This window comes from Alloacidobacterium sp. (assembly GCF_035631355.1).
GTDB lineage: Bacteria > Acidobacteriota > Terriglobia > Terriglobales > Acidobacteriaceae > Alloacidobacterium.
This window is the reverse complement of the sequence record NZ_DASQIX010000044.1, coordinates 1-21,517: the sequence shown is the minus strand read 5'-3', so window position 1 is coordinate 21,517 and position 21,517 is coordinate 1. Positions and strand designations below refer to the sequence as shown.

The window sequence follows — 21,517 nt, the reverse complement described above, 5'->3', positions numbered from 1 at the left end:
CCGTGCCGTAAATGCTGCTCAAACTCAGGGGGCTTTAGCCTCTGAGGTAATGCTTTTCAGCTTAATCAGAGACTGCCTACTGAAGGTTCTGTATCTGCGTCCCTTTTGGGATATCGAGTCGGAACTGATCATCCGGCAGCGATTGGTTGACGGTCACCTTCTGAAAGGTAATCACAATCTGATACTCCTCCAGCGGCCGCTTGATCGTAATGCTACCCGGAAAGCGGAATTCTCCAAACGATTCGTATGGCCCATAGACCGCCTGTGTCTGAATGTTGCCGTCCTTGTCGTAGATGTCCTCCCCGCTGGGAAGGAGGTCGACTCGGCTGATGTGAATCACACGCTCAGGAACAAGAACATTGCTTTGCGAATCTTTCCGGAAAACGCCCAAGTTATATTCAGGCTCCAGAAGGACCTGCTTCTTCTTGGGGTCGAGCACTGTCCTCGTATCTGCCGTTAATGACAGCAGATCATTCGGTCCAATCTCGTGAATGAGCAGCGAATCGAAGAAAATATAGGGCCGCATGTTTTCGAGTGGCTTGGGGGAAGGTTTGCTGACAGCGTTAGTCCCGACAATGGCCTTGTTTTCGTGCGGAATCCACAGCTTGAATGTCGCTCCGTCGCTGGCCAGGTCAAATGCCCGCGTATTGATCACCGGAAGCAGCCCGAGTACTCGCAGCATCTCAGGCTTGCGCAGCAGAATAAAGCCTTTGACCGACGTGTAATCGGTGATCTTGCCTTTCTGCTCGCCGCCCACCGAAGCTTGGAACTCCACCGTGGCATTCAGCGTCTTGATCGTCTCGTACTGCTTGTTGATATTGCTGGCCAACTGCTCGGTATCAGCCGACAGAACAACGCTGGGCATCTTCGGCTGAGGCAGCTTGCGGGTGTGGCTCAAGCATCCGATCAGCGCCGGCAGACACAGCGTTATTGCTTGAAACAGGAACTTCCGCATCAGGCCTTTACTCATTAAAAGTTGACGGCAAAGAATCCAGCCGGGTCTCTTTGTCAGCGTTCCCCTGCGGCCCGCTGGGCCCGCCGGTAAGCTTCTACGTTTTGTGTGTGCTCTTCCAGCGTCTTTGCAAAGCGCGAATGCCCGGAGGGGTCAGTGCTTGCAGCGACAAAATACAGATATTGCGTCTGGGCCGGGGTCATCGCCGCCTTTAACGACGCGATGCTGGGATTGCAGATCGGTCCCGGAGGCAGGCCTGTGTGCTTGTATGTGTTGTATGGCGAATCGCCGTCGAGATCGGAGTGGTAGATCGTTCCCTTGTATGTGCCTTCCAGCAGGTCGGCATAAATGACCGAGGGGTCCGTCATCAGCGGCATGTTCTTTGCCATGCGATTGGCAAACACGCTGGCCACCACAGGGCGCTCGCTGCCAATGGGTGTCTCCCGCTCCACTAGCGATGCCATAGTCACGATGTTGTGGTAATTTTGCGTCAAGCCGATACTCGCCGCCGTAATCCTGAACTGTTTCACCATGGCGGCAATGATCTGGGTGGCTGTCGCCGATCGAGGGAGCTGGTAGGTGTCGGGAAAGAGATATCCCTCCACGCTTTGCGCGCCGGGATCAAGGTCGGAAATCAAATAAGTGTCCTTCCTGGCCGCCTCAAGAAAAGCCTCTCCACTGCCCAGTTGCGCAGCCTGCACCCGCTGCGCAATGTCGAACATGTTCGCGCCCTCGGGAATCGTCAGCGTCCGCGTGTAGACATCGCCGCGTTCCAACCGCGCATAGACCTCTGCCATGCGGACCGGATGGTCAAAGCGATATTCGCCCGCCTTCAGCGTTCCGCCCTCCACCAGGTGCATTGCATGGAAGGCATAGCGGCTCCGGATGAGCCCATGCGATTTCAAAATGCGCGCAATCTGCGTCGAGCTCGTGCCCACCGGAATTTCCACAAACATCTCGCTATGAGGACCTGCCGGGATGTAAATCGCCAGCCCGATATATGTGGCGCACAAAAGCGCTGCAATGACTGCAAGAAGTAATAAACGTCGCAAATCCCACTCGACCCGTAAATTCTTTTGATTTCCTTACCTGATTGTATGATGCGGCTCTTTTTCTCCGCATTTTTGCAGCAGACTGTTTGAGTAAGATGCTCCTATGCAGCAAGATCCGCCGCCTCGCCTCCTGGGGCTGGACATTGGCAATCGCCGCATCGGCGTGGCCGTATCCGATGAGTTGGGACTGACCGCCCAACCTGTGCTGACCCTCGTCCGCAAGAAGCCTCGCGATGATCTCCGCTCCCTCGCCCGGCTCGTCCGCAAGTACGGCTGCCGCGAAATCATCGTCGGCAATCCGCTTAATCTCTCCGGAGAACAGGGCCGCCAAGCGGAAAAAACGCAGGCTTTTGCTCAAATGCTAGCCAATGAAACAAAATTGCCGGTGCATTTGTGGGATGAACGCCTGACCACTGCAGAAGCGCATAGCATTCTGTACCGGTCAGGCCATCTCAGAGCGGAACACCGCAATATAGTCGACCAGGTTGCCGCAACGATCATCCTGCAAGGCTTTCTCGATGCTCGACACACCCCAAAATCAGAGGAACTGTCATCCTGAACGAAGTGAAGGATCTGTTTTTCTTTGAATCCACGCTTGGGTTTATACATGTACGAATGCATACCCGACGTAATTGGCGCCGAAGGCGCGTATCGCTGGACGCGAAGTCCCCCGTATAATAAAAGCTTGGCGGTTATCTCTGGTCCAGCCGTGGTTTGAGCGGCTCATTACCTATGGGCCGCAATGGATATTCTTCATGCCTGAACACATCAAAAAGAAGTTACAGGAAGAGATCAAGCAGCTTGAGCACGAGCTGGCGCACGAGCTTCCACAGGAAATCAAGAAAGCGGCCGCTCTGGGTGATCTGAGCGAGAATGCCGAATATCACATGGCCAAGCAACGCCAGGTGTTCGTCAACGCCCGTCTCGGCCAGTTGAAGAAGCGCATGGCCGAACTGGCGCTGGTCAACCTGGCAAATATTCCTCGCGACCGGGTCGCTTTTGGCTCAACGGTTGTGGTCTATGACACATCCAAAGATGAGGAGATCGAGTACAAGCTGGTCACCAGTGAAGAGTCGGACGTAAACAAGGGCCTGATCTCGACCACCTCGCCCATCGGCCGCGGCCTGGTCGGCAAGCAGGTGGGCGACGTCGCAACGGTTGTGACTCCGAACGGCAAGCGCGACCTCGAAATCCTGAAACTCTCAACGATCCACGACGAAGCGGAATAACGCGTCATGAGTAAGACCTGGACGAGCGCTTTTGGACGCGCATGCGGGGTGCTGCTGCAGGCCATTGTCAATGGGCTGGCGCTGACCCGCATCTCGCCCAACGTGCTCACGTTCATTGGACTCATCATCAATACCGTGGCGGCCATCCTCTTCGGCTTTGCCAATGAGCATAACTACGTCCGTATGTTCCTTTATGCCGGGCTGGTCATTATTGGGGCTGGCATTTTCGACATGGTGGATGGACGCGTCGCGCGTCAGACAGATCAGGTGACCGTCTTCGGCGCTTTCTTCGATTCGGTCATCGACCGCTACTCTGACGTAGTGCTGTTCTTCGGCTTGCTGGTTTTCTATGCCCGCGGCAATCGCTTCTTTTACGTTGTGCTGGCGGCATTTGTCATGGTCACGTCGCTGATGGTCAGCTATACCCGCGCGCGTGCTGAGGCGCTGATCGGTCAATGCAAGGTCGGCTTTATGGAGAGGCCGGAACGCGTAGTGCTCATTATTCTGGGCGCGCTTTTTAATCGCTGGGGTGTGATGGCGCCGGTCCTGTGGGTGCTGGCCGTGCTTTCGACGATCACGGTCATTCACCGCATCAGCTTCACCTACCAGATGACGCGACATCTGGCCCCGGTTCCCGACACAAAACCGCTCGCCTATAAGAGCCAGCCAGTCGAAGCATCGCCGGAACTGCATTCAGCTCCGACTGCTCCGCGCATCTGATTCCGTCGCAAAAAGTATCTGTGTAGATACTTCCTCTTAGGCGCGCATTTACATCAAAGTAAGCCTATGATGCTGCGATTCTTCTCCTGTTCATTCGCCGCTCTTACTCTTTTTGCTGCCTTTTCCCTGACCACTTTCGCGTATGCGCAGACGGACGCGGCAGCCAGCTTCTACGGCGCCTTCAACGGCACGACAGCCGCGAACGGGACCGTGCAGAGTCCCTCGAACTCAGCCGGCTTCCTTCTGGAACTGCGGCACATCTCGAACCCATTGGTCGGCTATGAGCTGAACTACTCCTTCAACCGCGCTAACCAGAATTACAACGACATTGAAGAGATCAAAGCCGCAGCCCACGAAGTGGGAGCGGACTGGTTCGTGTCCTTTCCGGTGCTGATGCTGAAGCCGTTTGTGCTGGCCGGCGGCGGAATTATCTTCTTCCATCCCGATAGCGACCAGCCGGACAGCACCAGCGACACCAAGCCTGCCTTCGTCTATGGCGCCGGGGTTGACTGGACGGTCATTCCTCACCTGGGGCTGCGCTTCCAGTATCGCGGCAACCTGTACCACGCTCCGGACCTGTCGCATGCCTTCTCCTCGACCGATGCTTTTACGCATACGGCCGAGCCGATGATCGGGGCATATCTGCGCTTCTGACCCACCCCCTGTTTTTGCTAAGTTCCTTGAAAGAAAGCTGGTTTGGGGTAACTGGAGCTGTCTGTATAGTCCGGCAAATTTCCTGAGGTCAAGCATAGGGTTGTGCTACAATTTGAATGAATTTGTAGCACAACATTTTATGCCGAAAACAATAGCCAAATCGAGCGAATCCAAGGTGCTTTCGATGGTGGAAGTAAATCGTCGGAAACTTGAAGGAATCCGCAAGTTTGCCCAGGACCAGGGGTTGCTTTCCGGCAAGACGCATGTCGTGCGCGGACGCATGCCTGACTCGCTGGTGGCCGCCGCCAAAAAAAATACCGGGATCGAATCGGATACGGAATTAGTCAAGATGGCACTGGCGAACCTCGCTGTGGAAGAGAACTATTTTGAATGGCTGTGGTCGCAGCGTGGAACCATTCCTCCTGAGATAGACCTTGAGTTCTAGTTTTCAGGACGTTCTTCGCAGAGTTGGTGTAGATCGGGCGGCGGCGACCCTGCGCTATCGGGCGCAGAGCGAACTCCCTTTTATAAACACTGCGGAACCAACAAAGCCGAAGCTGTTATTCGATACAACCGTGTATATCGACACGCTGCAGATGAAATATCCAGCGGAGACCGCGGGATGGACCGATCAATGTGAACAGTGGCATTCCCCAGTGACGGAGGCTGAACTGGCTTATTCCTGTGGAAGGCTGAATCCCCATCATCCGGGAACGGCGGCAATTGTGAGTAAGATCACCGAGTCAATTGGGAAGCGTCCGGTTCAGCGAATTTTGTATCCAGACCGCGAGACATGGCAGGAAGCCGCGGTTTTGTGTGGCGTTCTTGCCCGGCTCCAACAGCACGAAAAATCAGGGACCAGCCGCCTCTTGAATGACGCGTTGATCTTCTCCACAGCGCAAAAACATGATTGCACTGTGCTGACGCGCAATCTCCGCGATTTTGATTTGATGCTTCAGATTGTGCCTGCGGGAAGAGTGCTGTTTTATCAGTGTTCGTGATTCTCTTCACGCCTACCGCTTGAACACTTGCTGTGATAGCATCGTCAATCTCTGAAGACGCCCTGTTTTTTGTGGCGCCTGCTGGCCCAGATGGAGTACGAGGACGGCAGATTCGGCGAAAGACTGACGCCGCAAGCGACGCCTGAACGATATCCCTGTCTGAGCAGGAAGCCGGGCCTGAAGGCCCTCTATTCTGTAGTTCTTATTCCCCGGACTAAAGTCCGGGGCTTCTACCCGTCCTGCACGAGCGAAGCAGGCTTCAGCCATTCGCGGGCTTCTCCCTGAACCCGTCCAATATAGAAAGTTCCACTGACCGGCATATCGCAGGCCGGTCCAAAGCTGACCGCTTTTTAGCTGCTTTTAAAGGGAGTTGACCATGAAAACGTATCAGGGAAGTGAGATTCGCAACGTAGCTGTAGTGGGGCATGCGCACAGCGGCAAGACCACCCTCGTCGCCGCTCTGCTGCATGCCGCAAAAATGACGCCGAAACTGGGGCGGGTCGAAGACGGATCGGCCGTCACCGCCTATGACGAAGAAGACGTAGCCCGGCGCACCACCATGCTCAACGCGGTGGCCTTTGCCGAATGGAATGGAGTCAAAGTTAATTTCATCGATACGCCCGGCTTTCACATGTTTGTGCATGAGGCGCGTGCGGCCATGTTGCCCGTAGAAGCGGCGCTGGTGGTGGCGAACGCGGCGAATGGCCCCGAAGCCATGACCGACCGCGTCTGGAAGTACGCCGACGAATTCAACCTGCCGCGCGTGGTTGTTATGAACCAGATGGACCATCCGCGCGCCGATCTCGAAAAGACGCTTGAAGCGATGCGCTCACGTTATGGAAGGCACCTGGTCCCTGTGCAACTGCCCATTATGGATGACAAGGGCTTTCAGGGAGTGGTGGATCTGGTGACAATGAAAGCGTTCTCCTACACGCCCAATGGCGATGGGAACGGCAAGATTGGCGATATTCCCGCCAGCATGGCCGAGGAAGCCAAAGCGGCACACGAGACGCTGGTGGAACTGGTGGCCGAAGGCAAAGACGAACTGATGGAAGAGTTCTTTGCGGAGGGCACGATTCCCGAGCAGCATCTGATCACAGCGCTGCACGAGGCGATTCGCGAAGACCGTATCTTCCCTGTGCTGTTTTCGAGCGGCGGCACGAATGTCGCGACTGACCACCTGCTCGACTTTCTGAAGGTTTACGCGCCTGCACCGATTGAGCGCGCTCCAGTGGCTGCGCGCGCCGTGCTGCAGGCGGTGGCGGCCCACGGGAACGGCGAAATGAGCGAGAAGCAGCCGGAAATCGTGATGCGGTCTGTAAACGATCAGGAACCCCTGGCGCTTTACGTCTTCAAGACCATGACCGACCCGTTTGCCGGGCGGATTTCTTTCTTCAAAGTCTTCTCCGGATCGATGAAGAATGACGCCGGCGTGAGCAACTACTCGCGCAAGGGGGCGGAGAAGTTCTCCCATCTTTCCGTCATGCAGGGGCATACGGCCGTCCCGGTTCCGGAGCTTCATGCAGGTGATATTGGAGCGGTGGCCAAGCTGCGCGACACGTTTACCGGCGACACGCTGGGCGAGAAGGGGCACGAAATCTTCTTCGAGCCGGTTGGCCTGCCGGAAGCGGCCATGACGTATGCGATTGAGCCGAAGACGCGCGGCGATGAAGACAAGCTCGCGCCAGCGGTTCACAAGCTGATGGAAGAAGATTTATTGGTTCGCTTCTATCGCGACCCGCAGACCAGCGAGTTTCTGATTGCCGGAGCGGGGCAGCCGCATATCGAATCATTGGTGTCGAAGCTGCGCAAGCGCTATCACACCGAGGTCACGCTGAAAGCTCCCAAGGTGCCGTACCGCGAGACCATTCGCGGGCGCGCCGAAGCGCAGGGCCGCCATAAGAAGCAGACCGGCGGCCATGGTCAGTACGGTGATTGCAAGATCAAAATGGAGCCGCTGCCGCGCGGGGCGGGTTTCGAGTTCATCAACGACATCTTCGGCGGGGCGATCCCGCGCCAGTATGTCCCGGCGGTTGAGAAGGGCATTCAGGAGTCGGCTGCGCGCGGATTCCTGGCTGGCTACCCGGTCGTCGATTTCCGGGTCACCGTATACGACGGCAGCTATCACGAAGTCGATTCGAACGAACTGTCGTTCAAGCTGGCCGGACGCCTGGCCTTCCGCAAGTGCATGGAACAGGCCAAGCCGGTTTTATTGGAACCTGTCATGCGGGTTGAAATTGAGGCCCCTGAAGAATTTGCCGGCGCATTGATGGGCGACCTGAACCAGCGCCGCGGCCGGGTGCAGGGCATGGACAGCAACAACGCCAGCACGATCATTCGCGCCGAGGTGCCTATGGCGGAGATGCTGACCTATGGACAGAGCCTGACGGCCATGACCCAGGGACGAGGCAGCTTCCACATGGAAATGGACCACTACGACATCGTGCCGCAGATGCATGCCGACAAGATCATTGCGACGGCAAAGAAGCCGGTGGAGGAGGAAGAAGAATAGCGAAAAACAAATTGGGCCGGTTGCGTCAGCATTGGCCCGTTTTCTAAAAGCCGAAACGTTGGTAAATTGCGAATACAACAAGACCGCATGGACTGCTAGACGCAAGCGAAGACCTGCTTCTACGGTTATTTCCGGTTTGCCGGTGATAGCTCCGACCACGCGGTTCACTACAATCTCTCCGAAGCGCGTTGGCGATTTTTCATTAAGAGGATCTAACTCCAAGGTCTAGAATGAGGTGCAGGGATTTAGAAGTGAATCTTGGGCTACGCCTTCCGGGAAGTCTGTCGGTCAAGAACTTGATTGCCAACGTCTCCGTGACTCCATGCGACTTGATTTCAAACACTTCTTGTATGGTCTGTTCGCAGTCTTTGCCGGGCCGCTATCCGCGCAGGATTTATCCCCGCGAGCATATGTCATTACCCCGCAGAATACCAACGCGGTCATCCTGACCTGGGCGTTTTTCACCGGTGGAATCAATTTCAACGGGTCAGTGCCGATCACGGGTGCAACGGGAACATACAGTGTCCCGAGTTTCAGTTATTACCATTCCTTCGACCTCCTCGGACGGTCCGCTAATGTCACGGTTTCCCTGCCCTATGGGGTCGGAACCTTTGAGGGAGAAGTGAATGAACAGCATAAATCCGTGTATCGCTCGGGCCTGGTAGATTTGGTTTCACGCTTCTCGGTCAACCTGCTGGGAGGCCCTGCTATGCCTCCCCGGGAATTCATGCGGTGGAAGCAGAAAACCATTCTCGGTGCAAGTCTTAAGGTGCTGGCACCCACGGGGCAATACAGTCCCGAGAAAATCGTCAATTGGGGCATCAATCGGTGGGCCTTCAAGCCGGAGCTGGGCTATTCCGAACGATGGGGAAATTGGATGCTCGACGCTTATGGCGGAGCGTGGTTTTATACCACCAATCAAGCGTATTACTCCGTCCCGCTCCCCAAGCCACAAACTGAGGCACCCATTGGGTCTTTCGAAGGTCATATCAGCCGCAACTTCGGCCTCGGCACCTGGGTCTCGCTGGACGGCAACTTTTGGTGGGGCGGTGTAACCAGCCTGAGCGGAATCCAGAACCTCGCCAGCAGACAGACGAGTTCCCGCATAGGAGTCACCGCCGCCTGGCGTTTTACCCAGCACCAGTCGTTGAAGGCCAGCTATAGCGATGGCACGTATGTTCGCTTCGGCGGCAACTACAACAATGTGCAGGTTGCATGGCAATATTCGTGGCTGGGTTGGCGTCTGCCAAGGTAGTAGTCAAGGGGATTCTGGGCTGCTGTCGGCAAGCCAGAAGTTGACGACTGGCAGGACCAATCCTTCGCTGTGTTGAAACTGCTTCTCAAAGCTCAAGGGTCATTTTTGGCAACCTTCCGTGCGTTCGGTAATCTAAAAATCTGACGGCAGCTATCACGAAGTCGATTCGAACGAACTGTCGTTCAAGCTGGCCGGACGCCTGGCCTTCCGCAAGTGCATGGAACAGGCCAAGCCGGTCTTATTGGAACCTGTCATGCGGGTTGAAATTGAGGCCCCTGAAGAATTTGCCGGCGCATTGATGGGCGACCTGAACCAGCGTCGCGGACGCGTGCAGGGCATGGACAGCGACAACTCGAGCACCATCATTCGCGCCGAGGTGCCTATGGCGGAGATGCTGACCTATGGACAGAGCCTGACGGCCATGACGCAGGGTCGGGGCAGCTTCCACATGGAGATGGACCACTACGACATCGTGCCGCAGATGCACGCCGACAAGATCATTGCGACGGCGAAGAAGCCGGTGGAAGAGGAAGAAGAGTAGCGGCAACAGGTTTGGGCCGGTTACGTCAGCGATTGGCCCGATTTCTAAAAGCCGAAACGTTGGTAAATTGCGAATACAATAAGACCGTTCTTTCTGGCGCAATTTCGTTCCCCTGACAGCGCGATGAAGTGATAGGATGTGTTCCTCATTTCTCGGGAATGCGCTGCAAGGGCCTGCTAGCCTAGCCTGCCAACGGCAAAGGAAGAACCAGTCCCGTTCTCCGGATTGGATGTCATTCATGCGCGCAATCATGCTTGCGGGACTCTTGGTGGCTAGGTGCGTTTACGCTGCCATACCGGACGTGAATGCTCCACAAATGATTACCCCCGATGGGCTGGCCAAGATCATAGCGGCATCACAACAAGCCACCGATGCGGACCTGGCGCAAAAGCTTTCCGGATTGGAACTGACTGCGCGGCTGGGCGGTGCACAACTCGCCGCGCTCGGCAGTAAATTGCCCGGCGAAAAATCGCGCATGGCCCTCATGATACTCGCCGACCGATCGATCTTTTTGCCGCCGCCCGCAGAGGACATTCTCGTCGAGACCGCGCCAACGGGCGCGGCGGCACAGCAGATGCTGGTGAGCATCGTGAACTACGTGAACACAACCGTTCGTCAGCTACCCAATCTCATGGCCACGCGCTTCACCGACGCGTTCGAAGACCAGCCCGGAGAGAACATTCTCACAAGTACCGGCGTCGAGGTCGTCACCCAACTGCCGCTGCACTGGGTTGGAAGCCTTGGCATGGAGGTCACGTATCGCGACCGGAAGGAGGTCGAAGACTTGAGCGTGAAAGCCAGAAAGAAGGGAGCCGGAGTAAGCGGGCTAATTACCTCGGGCGAGTTTGGGCCGATCCTTTCTACAATTCTGTCCGACGCGCTGAAGAGCAACAAGATCGGCTGGATTCGATGGGAAAAAGGTCCCGATGGAACGCTCTCCGTCTTCCACTACCAGGTTCCCGAGGACAAATCGAATTACTATGTTCAGTTTTGCTGCATCATGGAAGACATGAATTCTTCGGGGGGGCACCATCAGCTATTCACTGAGCGCGCGGCGTATCACGGCGACATTGCCTTCAATCCAGCGGATGGGTCGATCCGGTTCCTTACCCTGGAGGCGGATATGTCGAAAGGAGAACTGGTTACCGGCGCAAGAATTGCGGTCGAGTACGCGCCAACGCGGATCGCAGGCCGCAGTTATATTTGTCCGGTGAGGAGCGTTTCTATGCTCCAGGCGCACACGGCGCAGCAAAGCACCATGTTCTCCATGGCCGATTACAAGGGCAGAGTGAAGACCTTCCTGAACGATGTGACCTTTAGCGACTACCTCCGGTTTGGCTCCAAAGTGAGGATTCTGGCCTCAGACAATAACTGACATAACTATTTCGGTTGTGGAGCGGCGGTGGCGAGAATCGCCTGAGCGTCGGCGGCGAACTGACCTTTTGGCTCTAACTGAAGGTATTTGCGATAGGCATCGGCGCAGCTGGACGGAAGGACAATTTTTTGCGTTTGGGGGTCGACAGTGGCCTTGGAAACAAGCGCCTGAGCTTTGAAAAAGTAGGGTTGGGCACGAGTGGGTTCAGCAGCAATCGCCTTTTCCGCTGCTGCCAACTGCGCGTCAGCGTCGCCAACCTGATAGAAGAAGATCGCTTCACTCTCTCGATAGGCTCCCTCCCGGGTGGGGTTGGACTGAGCGGCCTTATCGAAGGCAGACTGCGCTTCCACGAACTTCCCTTCATGAATATAGATCTCCCCCAGGCTGGCGTAGGCTGTGCCGAGGACATCTGGCTGGCGCTGTTCGGTAATCCGCTGGGTGTGAGTCGCCATGTCGCGCGAGACTCGTGTCGAGGCTCCATTGACTGCATCTGCTACTGCGGGCTGCTGATAGGTATCAGCCGAGTGGCCAGCGGATGGAGTTGAGGGATCGGTTCCGATTGCCGTCTCGAAGCTTTTTTCAGCCTCGGGATATTTCTTGAGACCGAGTTGTGCCAAACCGAGCTCGACCCAGGGAACGATCAGTTCAGGCCGGGAGCTGGTGACCTGCAACATAAGGGCTTCTGCATCGGCATAGTGCGTATCTTTTGTGGCAGCTCGCGCAGCCACGATGGTCGCATTGACATCCGAAGTCTTTTGCGGGGAACGGCTGGAACTCACGGCTCGCGAAGCTGCCTGGACGGAAGGCGGGGCAATCACTGCGCTGGGTTGCGAATCAACCTTAGAGACTGCCTGATAATTTGAATAGCCGACGTCAAAGAGCGTACGGCGCGTGGTGAATTTCGCGAAAGAGTTACCGCCAGGGGCCATGGTCGTGAGCAGAATATCCCGAGTAGGAACGACATACGCTTTCCCGCCTGCTTCGACCGTGCCGTAATCGATGCGGGTGTCTTCCTGCAGGATAAAGTCCGTGGGTTTTAGTTCTGCCCGGACAATCAGACGCACGACAGTTCCTGATTCAGGATCAACGAATACCTCGCCATGATAGCCGACCGTGGAGTTGAACGGTTCAAAGAAGGTCGCGGTTCCAAGGTTCTCACTGGTAGGTGGGGTTCCTCCGGAGGAAACTCCATTCGGGGACATTCCGATATGGCTGCCGACATTCTCTGTCTTAGGAAAGCAGCAATAGTTCACCTGATAGTGAGACTGCTTGCGATTAACCGCGAAGGAGAAGACAGCCACTCGCTTACCATCGATGGTCTCCCATCGAAGCCAAGTCATCTTTCCAGGTCCCGCCTCGCGAAGGACGCTACTGAGGACCGGACCCGTGCCGACTGACGAGATCTGGCCATTCGGACCTCCGGGGTCTTGATTTTTCGCTTTGGCAGGTAGAACTTCAGCCCCTCCCTGGGTAACAATTGCGGCGGAGCTCTGACCGAGAAAACGCAGGTAAAGGCTGGCCGGATCGAGGCCAAGATCCGAATGGCCCATTTTAGACCCAGCCCCGTTTGACGCGCGAACGAATTCCTCGCCATTCTGGTAGCGCAGAGTAGTCTTATCCAATGTTAGTTTCGGCAGTAGGGCATACTGCTTGGCGGCATAGTCCGTCGCGCGAGCGATGATCGCTGCCTGGGTTGCTCGATCGGGGGCCGGAGTGTCAGGCAAGTCCGCTGGAGGCGGGGGAAGTAGGGCGCTGCTAAGGGCCAATACTCTAATTTGGACGACTGTCTGCGGGCCGGGTTGGTACTGGACGAAACTATTCATCACCGACGGAAGCAGCTGCTCTGTAAGTTCCATCTCCTTTAGTGCATTGGCGACTTGGTCATCCGTCTTGGACTGCTTATGCATGTCGGCGAGCCGGCTGTCGAGTTGCTGAACCGTGATTTTGGTTTGGCTGCGAGAGGGCAGGGTGCTTGCGAGAGCTATTGTGAAAAGGACCAGAAATCGGCGCACGAGTATCTCTTTTTTATACGGGCGTAAGCTAACTGTAAGGTGCGACGGTGTCAATGACATTCGAGCCCGGTCATGGCAGTGCCTTCTTGCAGAAAATCAAATGGAAACAGCGAGCTGAGACCAAATTGACAGGAGGTGTGTCGCGCAAAAGTTCATACTCAGAACCAAATCCTTTGCAGTGCTGGAGACTGCTTCTCAAAGTACAAGAGTCATTTTTGGCAACCTTCCGTGCGTTCGGTAATCTAAAAATCTGAGCCAACAGATTGAATTCAGAAAAGTTGAATCGTAGATGAGCAAGTGCAGGCTGATTGTGCCGGTGCTGGCGGGCTTGATGGCTACAGCCTGCGCATCCGCTCAGAGCAATCCCAACAATTCGGCGGCCAATCCGTATTGCGGGAGCGTGCAGGCTGTGGCGGCGACGCCGGAGGTGAAGCAGCTTTCCATCGATGACGCCATCCGGATGGGGATTGAGAACAATCTTGCCCTGACCGAGGCGCGGCAGAACCAGCAGACCGCCAAGGCGCAGGCTTCGCAAACCCTGAATCTGTTGCTGCCAAATGTGTACATTACGGGGGGAACCGGATTTCATCAGTACAATCTGGAGGCGCAGGGTTTTCGCGGCGAGTTACTGCACTCTTTTGGTCTGCCTCCGTCGGAAATAGCCCAGTTCAAATTTGTTACGAAGGTTGATCTGACTCAAGGGCAGGCCCACCTGTCGCAAACGCTCTTCAACTGGGCTGGCTGGGACCTGTATCGGGCGATGAAAACCGGGGCGAAGGCGGCGTATTACAACGCCCAATCGACGCGCGGGCTGGTGGTGCTGAACGTGGGCACGACCTATCTTCAGGCGATTGCCGATGGGGCGCAGCTCGATTATGCCCACGCGCTGCTCAAAACGGATGAAACCCTTCTGAATCAGGCGGTTGCGCAGCATGAAGCGGGGACAACGGCGAACCTGGACGAGCTTCGGGCACGGGTGACATACCAAACCCAGCAGCAAGCGGTGATTAACGCCGAAAACACGCTGGAAAAGGACGAAATTACGCTGAAACGGCAGATTGGGATGGATCCGGCGCAGAAGATACAGCTTATTGACGCCGTGCCCTTTGCCGATCTGGCTGCGGTGACGATTGAGGACGCGAAGCGCGAGGCCTATGCCAACCGGCAGGATTATCAGGCTCTTCTACAAAACATCCGCGTGGCCGAACTGGAGCGGAAAGCGGCAACCCATGAGCGTTTTCCTACAGTGAACTTTAACGGAAACTATGGAGTTTCAGGCATTGCAGGCGGGCCGTATCACGGAGTATTCATGGCCGCCGGCAGCATCGAAGTTCCGATTTTTCAGGAAGCGAAGTTCCGGGGCGATCGCGATGTTGCCGAGTCGCAGCTGGACAGCTATCGCTCGCAAATGGCGGATTTGCGGAACAAAATCGACCAGCAACTGCGCGACAGCCTGCTGGACCTGAAGACGGCTTCTGATCTGGTCAACGTGGCGCGCAGCAATGTCGATTTATCGAATACCGCGCTGCAGCAGACCACGGAGCGCTTCCAGGCGGGAGTGGACGATAATCTGCCGGTGGTGCAGGCGCAATCGACGCTGGCCCAGGCGCAGTCGCAGTATGTGAACAGCGTGCGGCAGTTTAACCAGGCGAAGCTGGGGCTGGCGCGGAACCTGGGCATTATCGACACACAATACAAGACTTATCTGCAGGGCGGCGCTGCTCCGGACGGGAAAACCGGGGCCACAGGCCAGCCGCAGGGCGGCAGGTAACAATTTTCTGAGTTACCTGAGGAATCTGATAGACTGAAGTGGCGTTAGAACCGAACGGGCAAGAGCAGTCCTCGCCCAGCAGCAAGAACCTGCCAGTAGTGGCTCCGATTTGTTCCGGCGCAATTCAACATAGGAAACAGCATCACATGGAACAAGGAACAGTGAAGTGGTTTAACGACGCAAAAGGCTTCGGCTTCATCTCGCGCCAGAACGGTGAAGACGTCTTCGTGCACTACTCGGCCATTAACTCCAATGGCTTTAAGAGTCTGCAGGAAGGTCAAGCCGTGCAGTTCAACGTCGTTAAGGGGCCAAAGGGCTGGCAGGCAGCGGACGTTCAGCCACTCTAAGACGCAGACACAGTTATGACCACAAAAGGCGGGCTTCCGGGCCTGCCTTTTGTTTTGGACATTGTTTTGGCGCAATTGTTAGCGGGTTAAGAGCATTTCCAGTGCATTACAGGCCGTTTTAAGGCCGTTTTCTGTGTCCATTTTGCTCTGGACCTCGAGAGCGCGCTGGGCATAACGGGGATTGTTGAGCAGGTCGGAGATCATTCGCGCTGCGCGTTCGGCGGTATAGTTCTGACGCTGCACTACTTTTGCGACGCCAAGACGGCGGACGCGACGCGCGTTGTCAGGCTGGTCATGGCTGTAGGGCATAACGATCATGGGCGTTCCCGCGCGCAGGGCCTGAGCCGTGGTTCCCACTCCGCCCTGATGCACGATGACTGATGCGCGAGGGAAGAGCTTCGAATATGGGGCGTATTTAGCGATGCAGATGTTGTCCGGCAACGGCGTGCGCGGGATGTTTTCCGGGTCGTTGCCAACGAGAAGAACTGCGCGGAGATTGAGTTGGCGAATTGCTTCAGCGCTTTGCTGGTAGAAGTCGCCTGCGTTGAGCACGGCTGCGGAGCCGAGCGTAAAGACGATTGGCGGAGGGCCTGCCGATAGAAACTGCTCTAATTCAGGGGCCAGTTCGGACTGCCCAGCATCGCCGTCATAGAAGACGAAGCCCGTAATCAGGGTGTTTTTTGGCCAGTCAGGCTGTGGTTCTCCGAGTACGCGGGAGAAAAGCGCCAGAACCAGTTGCTCTGAGTGTTTGGCGTCAAAGATCGGGTCTTCGCCGCAGTCAAGACCTAATTCGCGGCGAAGTTCGTAGACCGGCTCCGGCCAGCGCCGCGTCACAAGGCGGGCGAAGCGGTTCACGATGCGACCGATTTTTGGGACAACAAGTTGTGCCTTGGCCAGATTCGGATACGGCGGCAGGACTGGCGGGTCGTAGGCCGAGAAAAATGAAAATGGAGCCAGTACGTAAGAGGCCCAGGGGATGCCGGTCTTTTCGGCGACAATTGGACCTGCGTACGCCAGCTCTCCGGTCATGAGCAGGTCGGCCCCGCCATCTGCCTCGACAGCGGCGAGCAGGTCGTCGTAGCTCTGGCGCAGCGCGGGGAAAAGAAATTCGCGCAGGCCGTACTCGGTGCCCTTCTTTTTGTCATAGATCAGCGCGACGAGACGCTTATCGGTCTGGTCCTGGTCCGGACGAACGGGGAAGAAATCGATGCCTAACGGTTCGACTTTTGCGCGGAACATTTCCGGCACCGCGAGCGCCGGACGATGGCCCCGTCGCTTCAAGTCAAGGGCCAGCGCGATTAGCGGGTTTACATCGCCGAAGGTGCCGAAGGTCGAGAGAGCGATCCTCACGTCCTAAAATTGTGCCTCAAAGATGTGAAACCTGTGTTCAAGCTTCCACTGTTGCTGTGCTTTTTCGCTGGATTGAACCAGAGGTGCACACGCTCCGGTCGGAGCATCGCGCCCGAGTTGGCTGCGGCATTGCGCCACGGGCTGGTCGAGTTTTTCCGGTGTCGACAATTGCCAGAGGCTCGCCCCCGGCAAGAAGCTGTGCTCAAGACTTGTGCGCGCCATCAGCTTGAAGTCGCGATAGGTGAGCGGGTATGTAACCGCGGCGCGCACATATTCGTGCGTCAGGTCGATGCGGGAGACGCCTTCGTCGTCAGTTGAAAGGGCAACGGGCACGCCGTACTTGCGATAGATCATGAAGGGATGGCTGTCGCCCTTGATATTGAGGATCACGTCGTTGCTGGTGAGGTTGACTTCCACCATGACGTGCTTCGCAGCCATTTCTTTGAGCAAGTCATAGGGCTTAGTTTCGTACATGACATCGACGCCGTGCCCGATACGCTCGGCGTGGCCCTGCTCGACGGCAGAGCGAATGTGAAAGGTGAGACCGTCGGGCGGCACCATGCCAGGCTCCAACTCTCCGGCGTGCAAAGTGATGTGGACCTTTGGGTAGAACTTGCGCAGCGCATCGATCATCTGCATGTGCAGGCGATAGTTGGTCATGCAGACGTAGCAATCCTCCGGCTGAACCAGATTGATGCCGACGACACGCGGATCGACTGACGCGACTTCAAAGCCGAGAAGAATCTGCGCGAAGACGGCCTCTTTGGGAAGGCCGCGCAGCACCTGATAGATAAATCGAACTTCGACATTGCATGCGGGCATTGCGTCCGGCTGGCTGCAGTGCTCATGCTCACGGCGCTGGGCTTCAATGCGGTCATAGTATGCGGAGACCGCGGGGACGGAATCCTGAAATCCCCGGGCTAGAAGCAACTCGCGGTATTCGGCAAAGTCGGAATGGAAGCCGATCTTTGCAGCGAGTGCTGCAGCGGACGTGAAGTCCGGCGTTTCCATCAATTCAAGATATTGCTCATTCTGCGCGGCGGCGCGGCCAGCGACTTCATCCACCCATTCGCTCACATGACGCTTGTCTGTGCCGCCGAATTTGGCAAATGTGTTGAAGAAGTGGTCGTGCCCGGAGTCTCCGGTTGTGGGAACAAATGTGCGCATGGAAAAGGAATCGATCAGCGCGTCATAGAGCTGCTGGTTCGCGGGAACTTTGGCGGCCGGCACATAATCTGTATTGCACGCTCCGCCCGCCGCAGGCTTGGCAAAGGCCAGTTTTACCGGATCGACACACAGGCCATCTTCGCCTGCCGCTTGGATGAAGGACTCAGCATAGACTGCTCCGGAGAGATGAACGTGCAGGTCAGCGCCTTTCGGCATCTGGTAGAAGAATGCGCGCAGCGCACTGGGACCTTCCTTTTTTACTTCGTCAAAGGCGCGGGCTGTGCGCGCTTCCGCGTTGATCTCATGGATGGGCTTGGCGGCCTGAGCATGGAGATGTGAGCCGAACAGCACCAGCAGCGAAACCGCGAAAAGCTGACGACGATGGGCGAGAGACATTACGATGGTTTCCTCTAGGTGCGAAGAATGGAAAAGCAGCGTGGGACAAGTTTATGGCATCGGCTGGCCCTGGCGGGGCCGATCTTTTCGGTGATTGCGATGACTTCGGCTTCAGCGCAGCAATGGCTTCAACCGGTTCCGCAGTTTCCTCTGGCTTCGAGCGAGCTTACGATCCGGCAGCACGCCGAGATGCAGAAACCCTTCACTGTCGCGGGTGAATGCGGCGCGTTTGTCGGCCAGCAGGATGGCAGTTTTGAGACATGGATTTTTCCTGTCAAGCTGCTCAGCCATTTCCAAATTGAAGCCGAAGTTGAGGGCTACGATGTCCCCATTGACGTGAACGAGCAGGCGGCGGAGATTGAAGTCGCGCCCGACCATACGACCATTACATATTCACATTTGACTTTCACTGTGCGCGAAATTCTTTTCGCTACGCAATGCGATGCCAACGGCGCGGGGCTGATGGCGCTGTTCCAGATCGATTCCGTGCGGCCCATGAAGCTTACCTTCTCTTTTACGCCGGAAGTAAAGCGCATGTGGCCCGCGCCCAACTACAACGCGCCTTCGCTGCAATGGGTGAAGCAAGGCGACAGCGGTTACTACCTTCTGCATACGGATGCGGACGACCTTGCCGCCGCGATCGGTATGCCAGGAACGCAGCCGGGGATCATGGCGCCCTATCAGGAGAAGCCGAAATTCTGGCCCACACAACTGATTCTGAACTTCGATCCGAAGCGTGATGCGGACAAGTATTTTCCGCTGCTAATGGCCGTGGGCAACAACATGGAAACAGCAAAGCCTGCAGCCTTGACAGCGCAGTTACAGCGATTGAACGAAAATGCGGTGCATCTCTATGCGGAGACTGCAGATTACTACGCGCACTTTTTTGACAAGCGACTCGTGGCTGATACTCCGGATCAGCGCTTTAATGAGGCCCTGCAGTGGGCCGAGATTTCAATCAATCAACTGCGCGTGCGTCACCGCGATGAGGTGGGCCTGGTTGCAGGTTTCTATTCATCGGGCGATTCCAATCGTCCCGGCTTCGGCTGGTTCTTCGGCAGAGACACGCTATACACGTTGTATGCCATCAACGGTTATGGTGATTTCGCGCTGACGCGGCAGGCGCTGGAGTTTCTGATCAAACGGCAGCGCGACGACGGCAAGATCATGCACGAGTATTCGCAGACGGCAGAGATGGTGGACTGGGCGAAGTTTCCGTATGAGTATGCTGCGGCGGATTCAACGCCGCTGTTCCTGATGGCGATGGAGGACTATCTCAACGCCAGTGGTGACAAGCAGTTTTTAGAGCAACATTGGGACGCAGTCGAAAAGGCGTGGCAGTTTGAACGCACCCATGATACCGACGGCGATGGCATATATGACAACTCACAGGGAACGGGCTGGGTGGAAAGCTGGCCCTCGGGCATGCCGCACCAGGAGATTTATCTCGCCTGCCTTGACCAGCAGGCCAGCGGCGCATTTGCTCGTCTTGCACGCGTGATGAATAAGTCCGATAAAGCGAACGCAGCCGAGGCGCGCGCGCAGAAAGTTGCCGCCACCATTGAACAGGAATACGCCGGGCCGATGTACGCCTTCAGCCGCAATGCCAATGGCTCGATGGACAAGACAGCGACAATTTATCCCTCGATTGCATGGTGGGATGGGCATTACGCGTTGAAGCAGCCGGACGAGATGTTCAAGCGGTGGGCGTCGGCTGAATTCTCGACTGACTGGGGACTGCGCGACCTGGGTGAGCATGAGGCATTTTACGATCCCATCAGCTATCACCAGGGATCGGTCTGGCCTCTCTTTACCGGCTGGGCTTCAATCGCCGAATACCGCACGGGCCGCCCACTCTCCGGTTATGCGCACTTGATGCAGAATGCCAACCTGACTTGGGCACAGGACCTGGGCGCTGTGACGGAGCTGCTTTCGGGCGCATACTTCGTACCTTTTGGACGCAGCACCACCCACCAGCTCTGGTCGTCGGCCATGGTGCTGACACCAGCGATTCGCGGTCTGTTCGGCATTACGACAGATGCGTTGCACAACAGCATTTCCGTTAATCCGCATTTGCCTGCCGAGTGGGACCACGCAACGCTGCGGCATGTTCCTGTGGGCGGCAGTATGGTCGATCTTGAATTCAAGCGCGAAGGCGGGGCGCTTACTGTTCGCACAACCGGAGGCGATGTCAAGCTTTCAGGCGCGCATGATGGCGTGCTGCGCATTCCGCTGCCCGGAGTTGAAGTTGATATTCCGCATGACCTGCCGCTGCCAGGCGCGCGAACCGCGCAGTTGAAAGTTCTGAGCCAGACCACGGACGCGCATTCGCTGACGCTGGAACTGGAAGCGCAAGGAGGCAGCGTATACGATTTACCGCTGCGCGTGAATGGTGTGCGCTCTGCCATTCATGCCGATGGCGCAACTGTGAATCAAACCAAGGCAGCCGATCCGGGCTTGAGCAGCCTGCATGTCGCGTTCCCTCCGGGCGCGGGATACCAGAGGCAGACCGTTCATCTGACATGGTGAGTCTTTGCTATACTGAGTGAGGTTGTTTGACTGTCAGAAGTCCTTCTCCTCAGACATCCCATGCGCCTGTATGTACACGTCAAAGGCGCTCTTGGAACCCTCCAAGGCCAGATAGCTCAGTGGTAGAGCGCGGCCCTGAAAAGGCCGGCGTCGGCGGTTCGATCCCGTCTCTGGCCACCATTTAGAATCAATAACTTAGCTGAACAGAGACGGCGCGATAATACCCTCTCTTTTCTTGCTCAACTCGATCACAACTGATTCTAAACAACTTAAATCGAAAACAATTGTTCCCGTATTGTTCCCCTGCATATCTGGTACCTCTAAGACTAGCGATCTAAATTATCCGCAATGAGATAGATACGTCTTCGCTTAATCTCCGACGCCAGCCGCACCAACTGGAGGAGGCGTTTTTTGTTGGAGGATACTGACCCGACCTGGATTGGGTCGTGCATCAGTTTTGTGGCCCGAACTTCAGCAGTAACTCGAGTGCTTCGAAGGGGCTAAAGTTAGCCCTTTTTCCGGATCAATCAGGTGCCCGATGAGTGCGCTGCCCTGAAGTCGCCACCTGAAAACACAATCACCGGCCCGATAAAGGGAAATGGAAGTCCGTAACTAACGGAGCAGCTTTCTCATCAGATATATGCTTATAGGTGA

The 21,517-nt window shown here is 56.3% G+C and carries 18 protein-coding genes, 1 tRNA gene and 1 pseudogene; 15 read left to right on the top strand and 5 right to left on the bottom strand.

Annotated features, from left to right (window positions below; all coding sequences use genetic code 11):
• Positions 1-76: 76 nt before the first annotated feature.
• Complete coding sequence (locus VEV40_RS07610; RefSeq protein ID WP_324831308.1) at positions 77-955, bottom strand: hypothetical protein; 879 nt, start codon at positions 953-955, stop codon at positions 77-79.
• 53 nt (positions 956-1,008) lie between these two features.
• Positions 1,009-2,004, bottom strand: a complete 996-nt coding sequence (gene mltG / locus VEV40_RS07605) for an endolytic transglycosylase MltG (protein ID WP_324831307.1) — start codon at positions 2,002-2,004, stop codon at positions 1,009-1,011.
• A 103-nt stretch (positions 2,005-2,107) separates the two neighbouring features.
• Here mltG and ruvX point away from each other — a divergent pair, with 103 nt between their 5' ends.
• From ruvX to VEV40_RS07550, 11 genes and pseudogenes are all read left to right on the top strand, one after another.
• Positions 2,108-2,563 carry a Holliday junction resolvase RuvX gene (ruvX, locus tag VEV40_RS07600; RefSeq protein ID WP_324831305.1) on the top strand — a complete coding sequence of 152 codons (456 nt, stop codon included), beginning with the start codon at positions 2,108-2,110 and terminating at the stop codon, positions 2,561-2,563.
• A gap of 196 nt (positions 2,564-2,759) precedes the next feature.
• The gene (locus tag VEV40_RS07595; RefSeq protein ID WP_324831303.1) at positions 2,760-3,233 is read left to right on the top strand and encodes a transcription elongation factor GreA; all 474 of its coding nucleotides are present in this window, start codon (positions 2,760-2,762) and stop codon (positions 3,231-3,233) included.
• A 6-nt stretch (positions 3,234-3,239) separates the two neighbouring features.
• Positions 3,240-3,953, top strand: coding sequence for a CDP-alcohol phosphatidyltransferase family protein (locus VEV40_RS07590; RefSeq protein ID WP_324831301.1), 714 nt, complete (start codon positions 3,240-3,242; stop codon positions 3,951-3,953).
• A 66-nt stretch (positions 3,954-4,019) separates the two neighbouring features.
• The gene (locus tag VEV40_RS07585) at positions 4,020-4,607 is read left to right on the top strand and encodes an outer membrane beta-barrel protein (protein WP_324831299.1); all 588 of its coding nucleotides are present in this window, start codon (positions 4,020-4,022) and stop codon (positions 4,605-4,607) included.
• A gap of 139 nt (positions 4,608-4,746) precedes the next feature.
• Entirely contained in the window at positions 4,747-5,052 is a 306-nt protein-coding gene (locus tag VEV40_RS07580) for a hypothetical protein (RefSeq protein WP_324831297.1), read from the top strand.
• Complete coding sequence (locus VEV40_RS07575; protein ID WP_324831296.1) at positions 5,042-5,608, top strand: type II toxin-antitoxin system VapC family toxin; 567 nt, start codon at positions 5,042-5,044, stop codon at positions 5,606-5,608. The genes VEV40_RS07580 and VEV40_RS07575 overlap by 11 nt, the downstream gene beginning before the upstream one ends.
• A gap of 376 nt (positions 5,609-5,984) precedes the next feature.
• A complete protein-coding gene (fusA, locus tag VEV40_RS07570; protein WP_324831295.1) occupies positions 5,985-8,120 on the top strand; it encodes an elongation factor G in 2,136 nt (711 codons plus the stop codon).
• A gap of 322 nt (positions 8,121-8,442) precedes the next feature.
• On the top strand, positions 8,443-9,375 hold the full coding sequence (locus VEV40_RS07565) for a transporter (protein ID WP_324831294.1): 933 nt from the start codon (positions 8,443-8,445) through the stop codon (positions 9,373-9,375).
• A 154-nt stretch (positions 9,376-9,529) separates the two neighbouring features.
• A pseudogene (locus VEV40_RS07560) lies at positions 9,530-9,595 on the top strand (hypothetical protein); the annotation flags it as partial.
• The gene (locus VEV40_RS07555) at positions 9,593-9,916 is read left to right on the top strand and encodes a hypothetical protein (protein ID WP_324831293.1); all 324 of its coding nucleotides are present in this window, start codon (positions 9,593-9,595) and stop codon (positions 9,914-9,916) included. The pseudogene VEV40_RS07560 and the gene VEV40_RS07555, both read left to right, overlap by 3 nt.
• Positions 9,917-10,154: 238 nt before the next feature.
• Complete coding sequence (locus tag VEV40_RS07550; RefSeq protein ID WP_324831292.1) at positions 10,155-11,291, top strand: hypothetical protein; 1,137 nt, start codon at positions 10,155-10,157, stop codon at positions 11,289-11,291.
• Between the two features lie 5 nt (positions 11,292-11,296).
• Here VEV40_RS07550 and VEV40_RS07545 read toward each other — a convergent pair whose 3' ends face one another.
• The gene (locus VEV40_RS07545; RefSeq protein ID WP_324831291.1) at positions 11,297-13,303 is read right to left on the bottom strand and encodes a tetratricopeptide repeat protein; all 2,007 of its coding nucleotides are present in this window, start codon (positions 13,301-13,303) and stop codon (positions 11,297-11,299) included.
• A 289-nt stretch (positions 13,304-13,592) separates the two neighbouring features.
• Between VEV40_RS07545 and VEV40_RS07540 the strand changes: the two genes are divergently transcribed.
• Complete coding sequence (locus tag VEV40_RS07540) at positions 13,593-15,074, top strand: TolC family protein (RefSeq protein WP_324831289.1); 1,482 nt, start codon at positions 13,593-13,595, stop codon at positions 15,072-15,074.
• A gap of 146 nt (positions 15,075-15,220) precedes the next feature.
• Positions 15,221-15,421, top strand: coding sequence for a cold-shock protein (locus tag VEV40_RS07535; protein WP_117300112.1), 201 nt, complete (start codon positions 15,221-15,223; stop codon positions 15,419-15,421).
• Positions 15,422-15,499: 78 nt separating this feature from the next.
• Here VEV40_RS07535 and VEV40_RS07530 read toward each other — a convergent pair whose 3' ends face one another.
• Positions 15,500-16,771 (bottom strand): glycosyltransferase, encoded by a 1,272-nt coding sequence (locus tag VEV40_RS07530; protein WP_324831286.1) that lies wholly within the window; start codon positions 16,769-16,771, stop codon positions 15,500-15,502.
• A gap of 3 nt (positions 16,772-16,774) precedes the next feature.
• Complete coding sequence (locus tag VEV40_RS07525; protein WP_324831284.1) at positions 16,775-18,334, bottom strand: adenosine deaminase; 1,560 nt, start codon at positions 18,332-18,334, stop codon at positions 16,775-16,777.
• A gap of 27 nt (positions 18,335-18,361) precedes the next feature.
• Between VEV40_RS07525 and VEV40_RS07520 the strand changes: the two genes are divergently transcribed.
• Together VEV40_RS07520 and VEV40_RS07515 are read left to right on the top strand one after the other, a co-directional pair.
• Positions 18,362-20,863 carry a hypothetical protein gene (locus tag VEV40_RS07520; RefSeq protein WP_324831283.1) on the top strand — a complete coding sequence of 834 codons (2,502 nt, stop codon included), beginning with the start codon at positions 18,362-18,364 and terminating at the stop codon, positions 20,861-20,863.
• A gap of 105 nt (positions 20,864-20,968) precedes the next feature.
• Positions 20,969-21,043 (top strand) — tRNA-Phe (locus tag VEV40_RS07515).
• Positions 21,044-21,517: the final 474 nt, after the last annotated feature.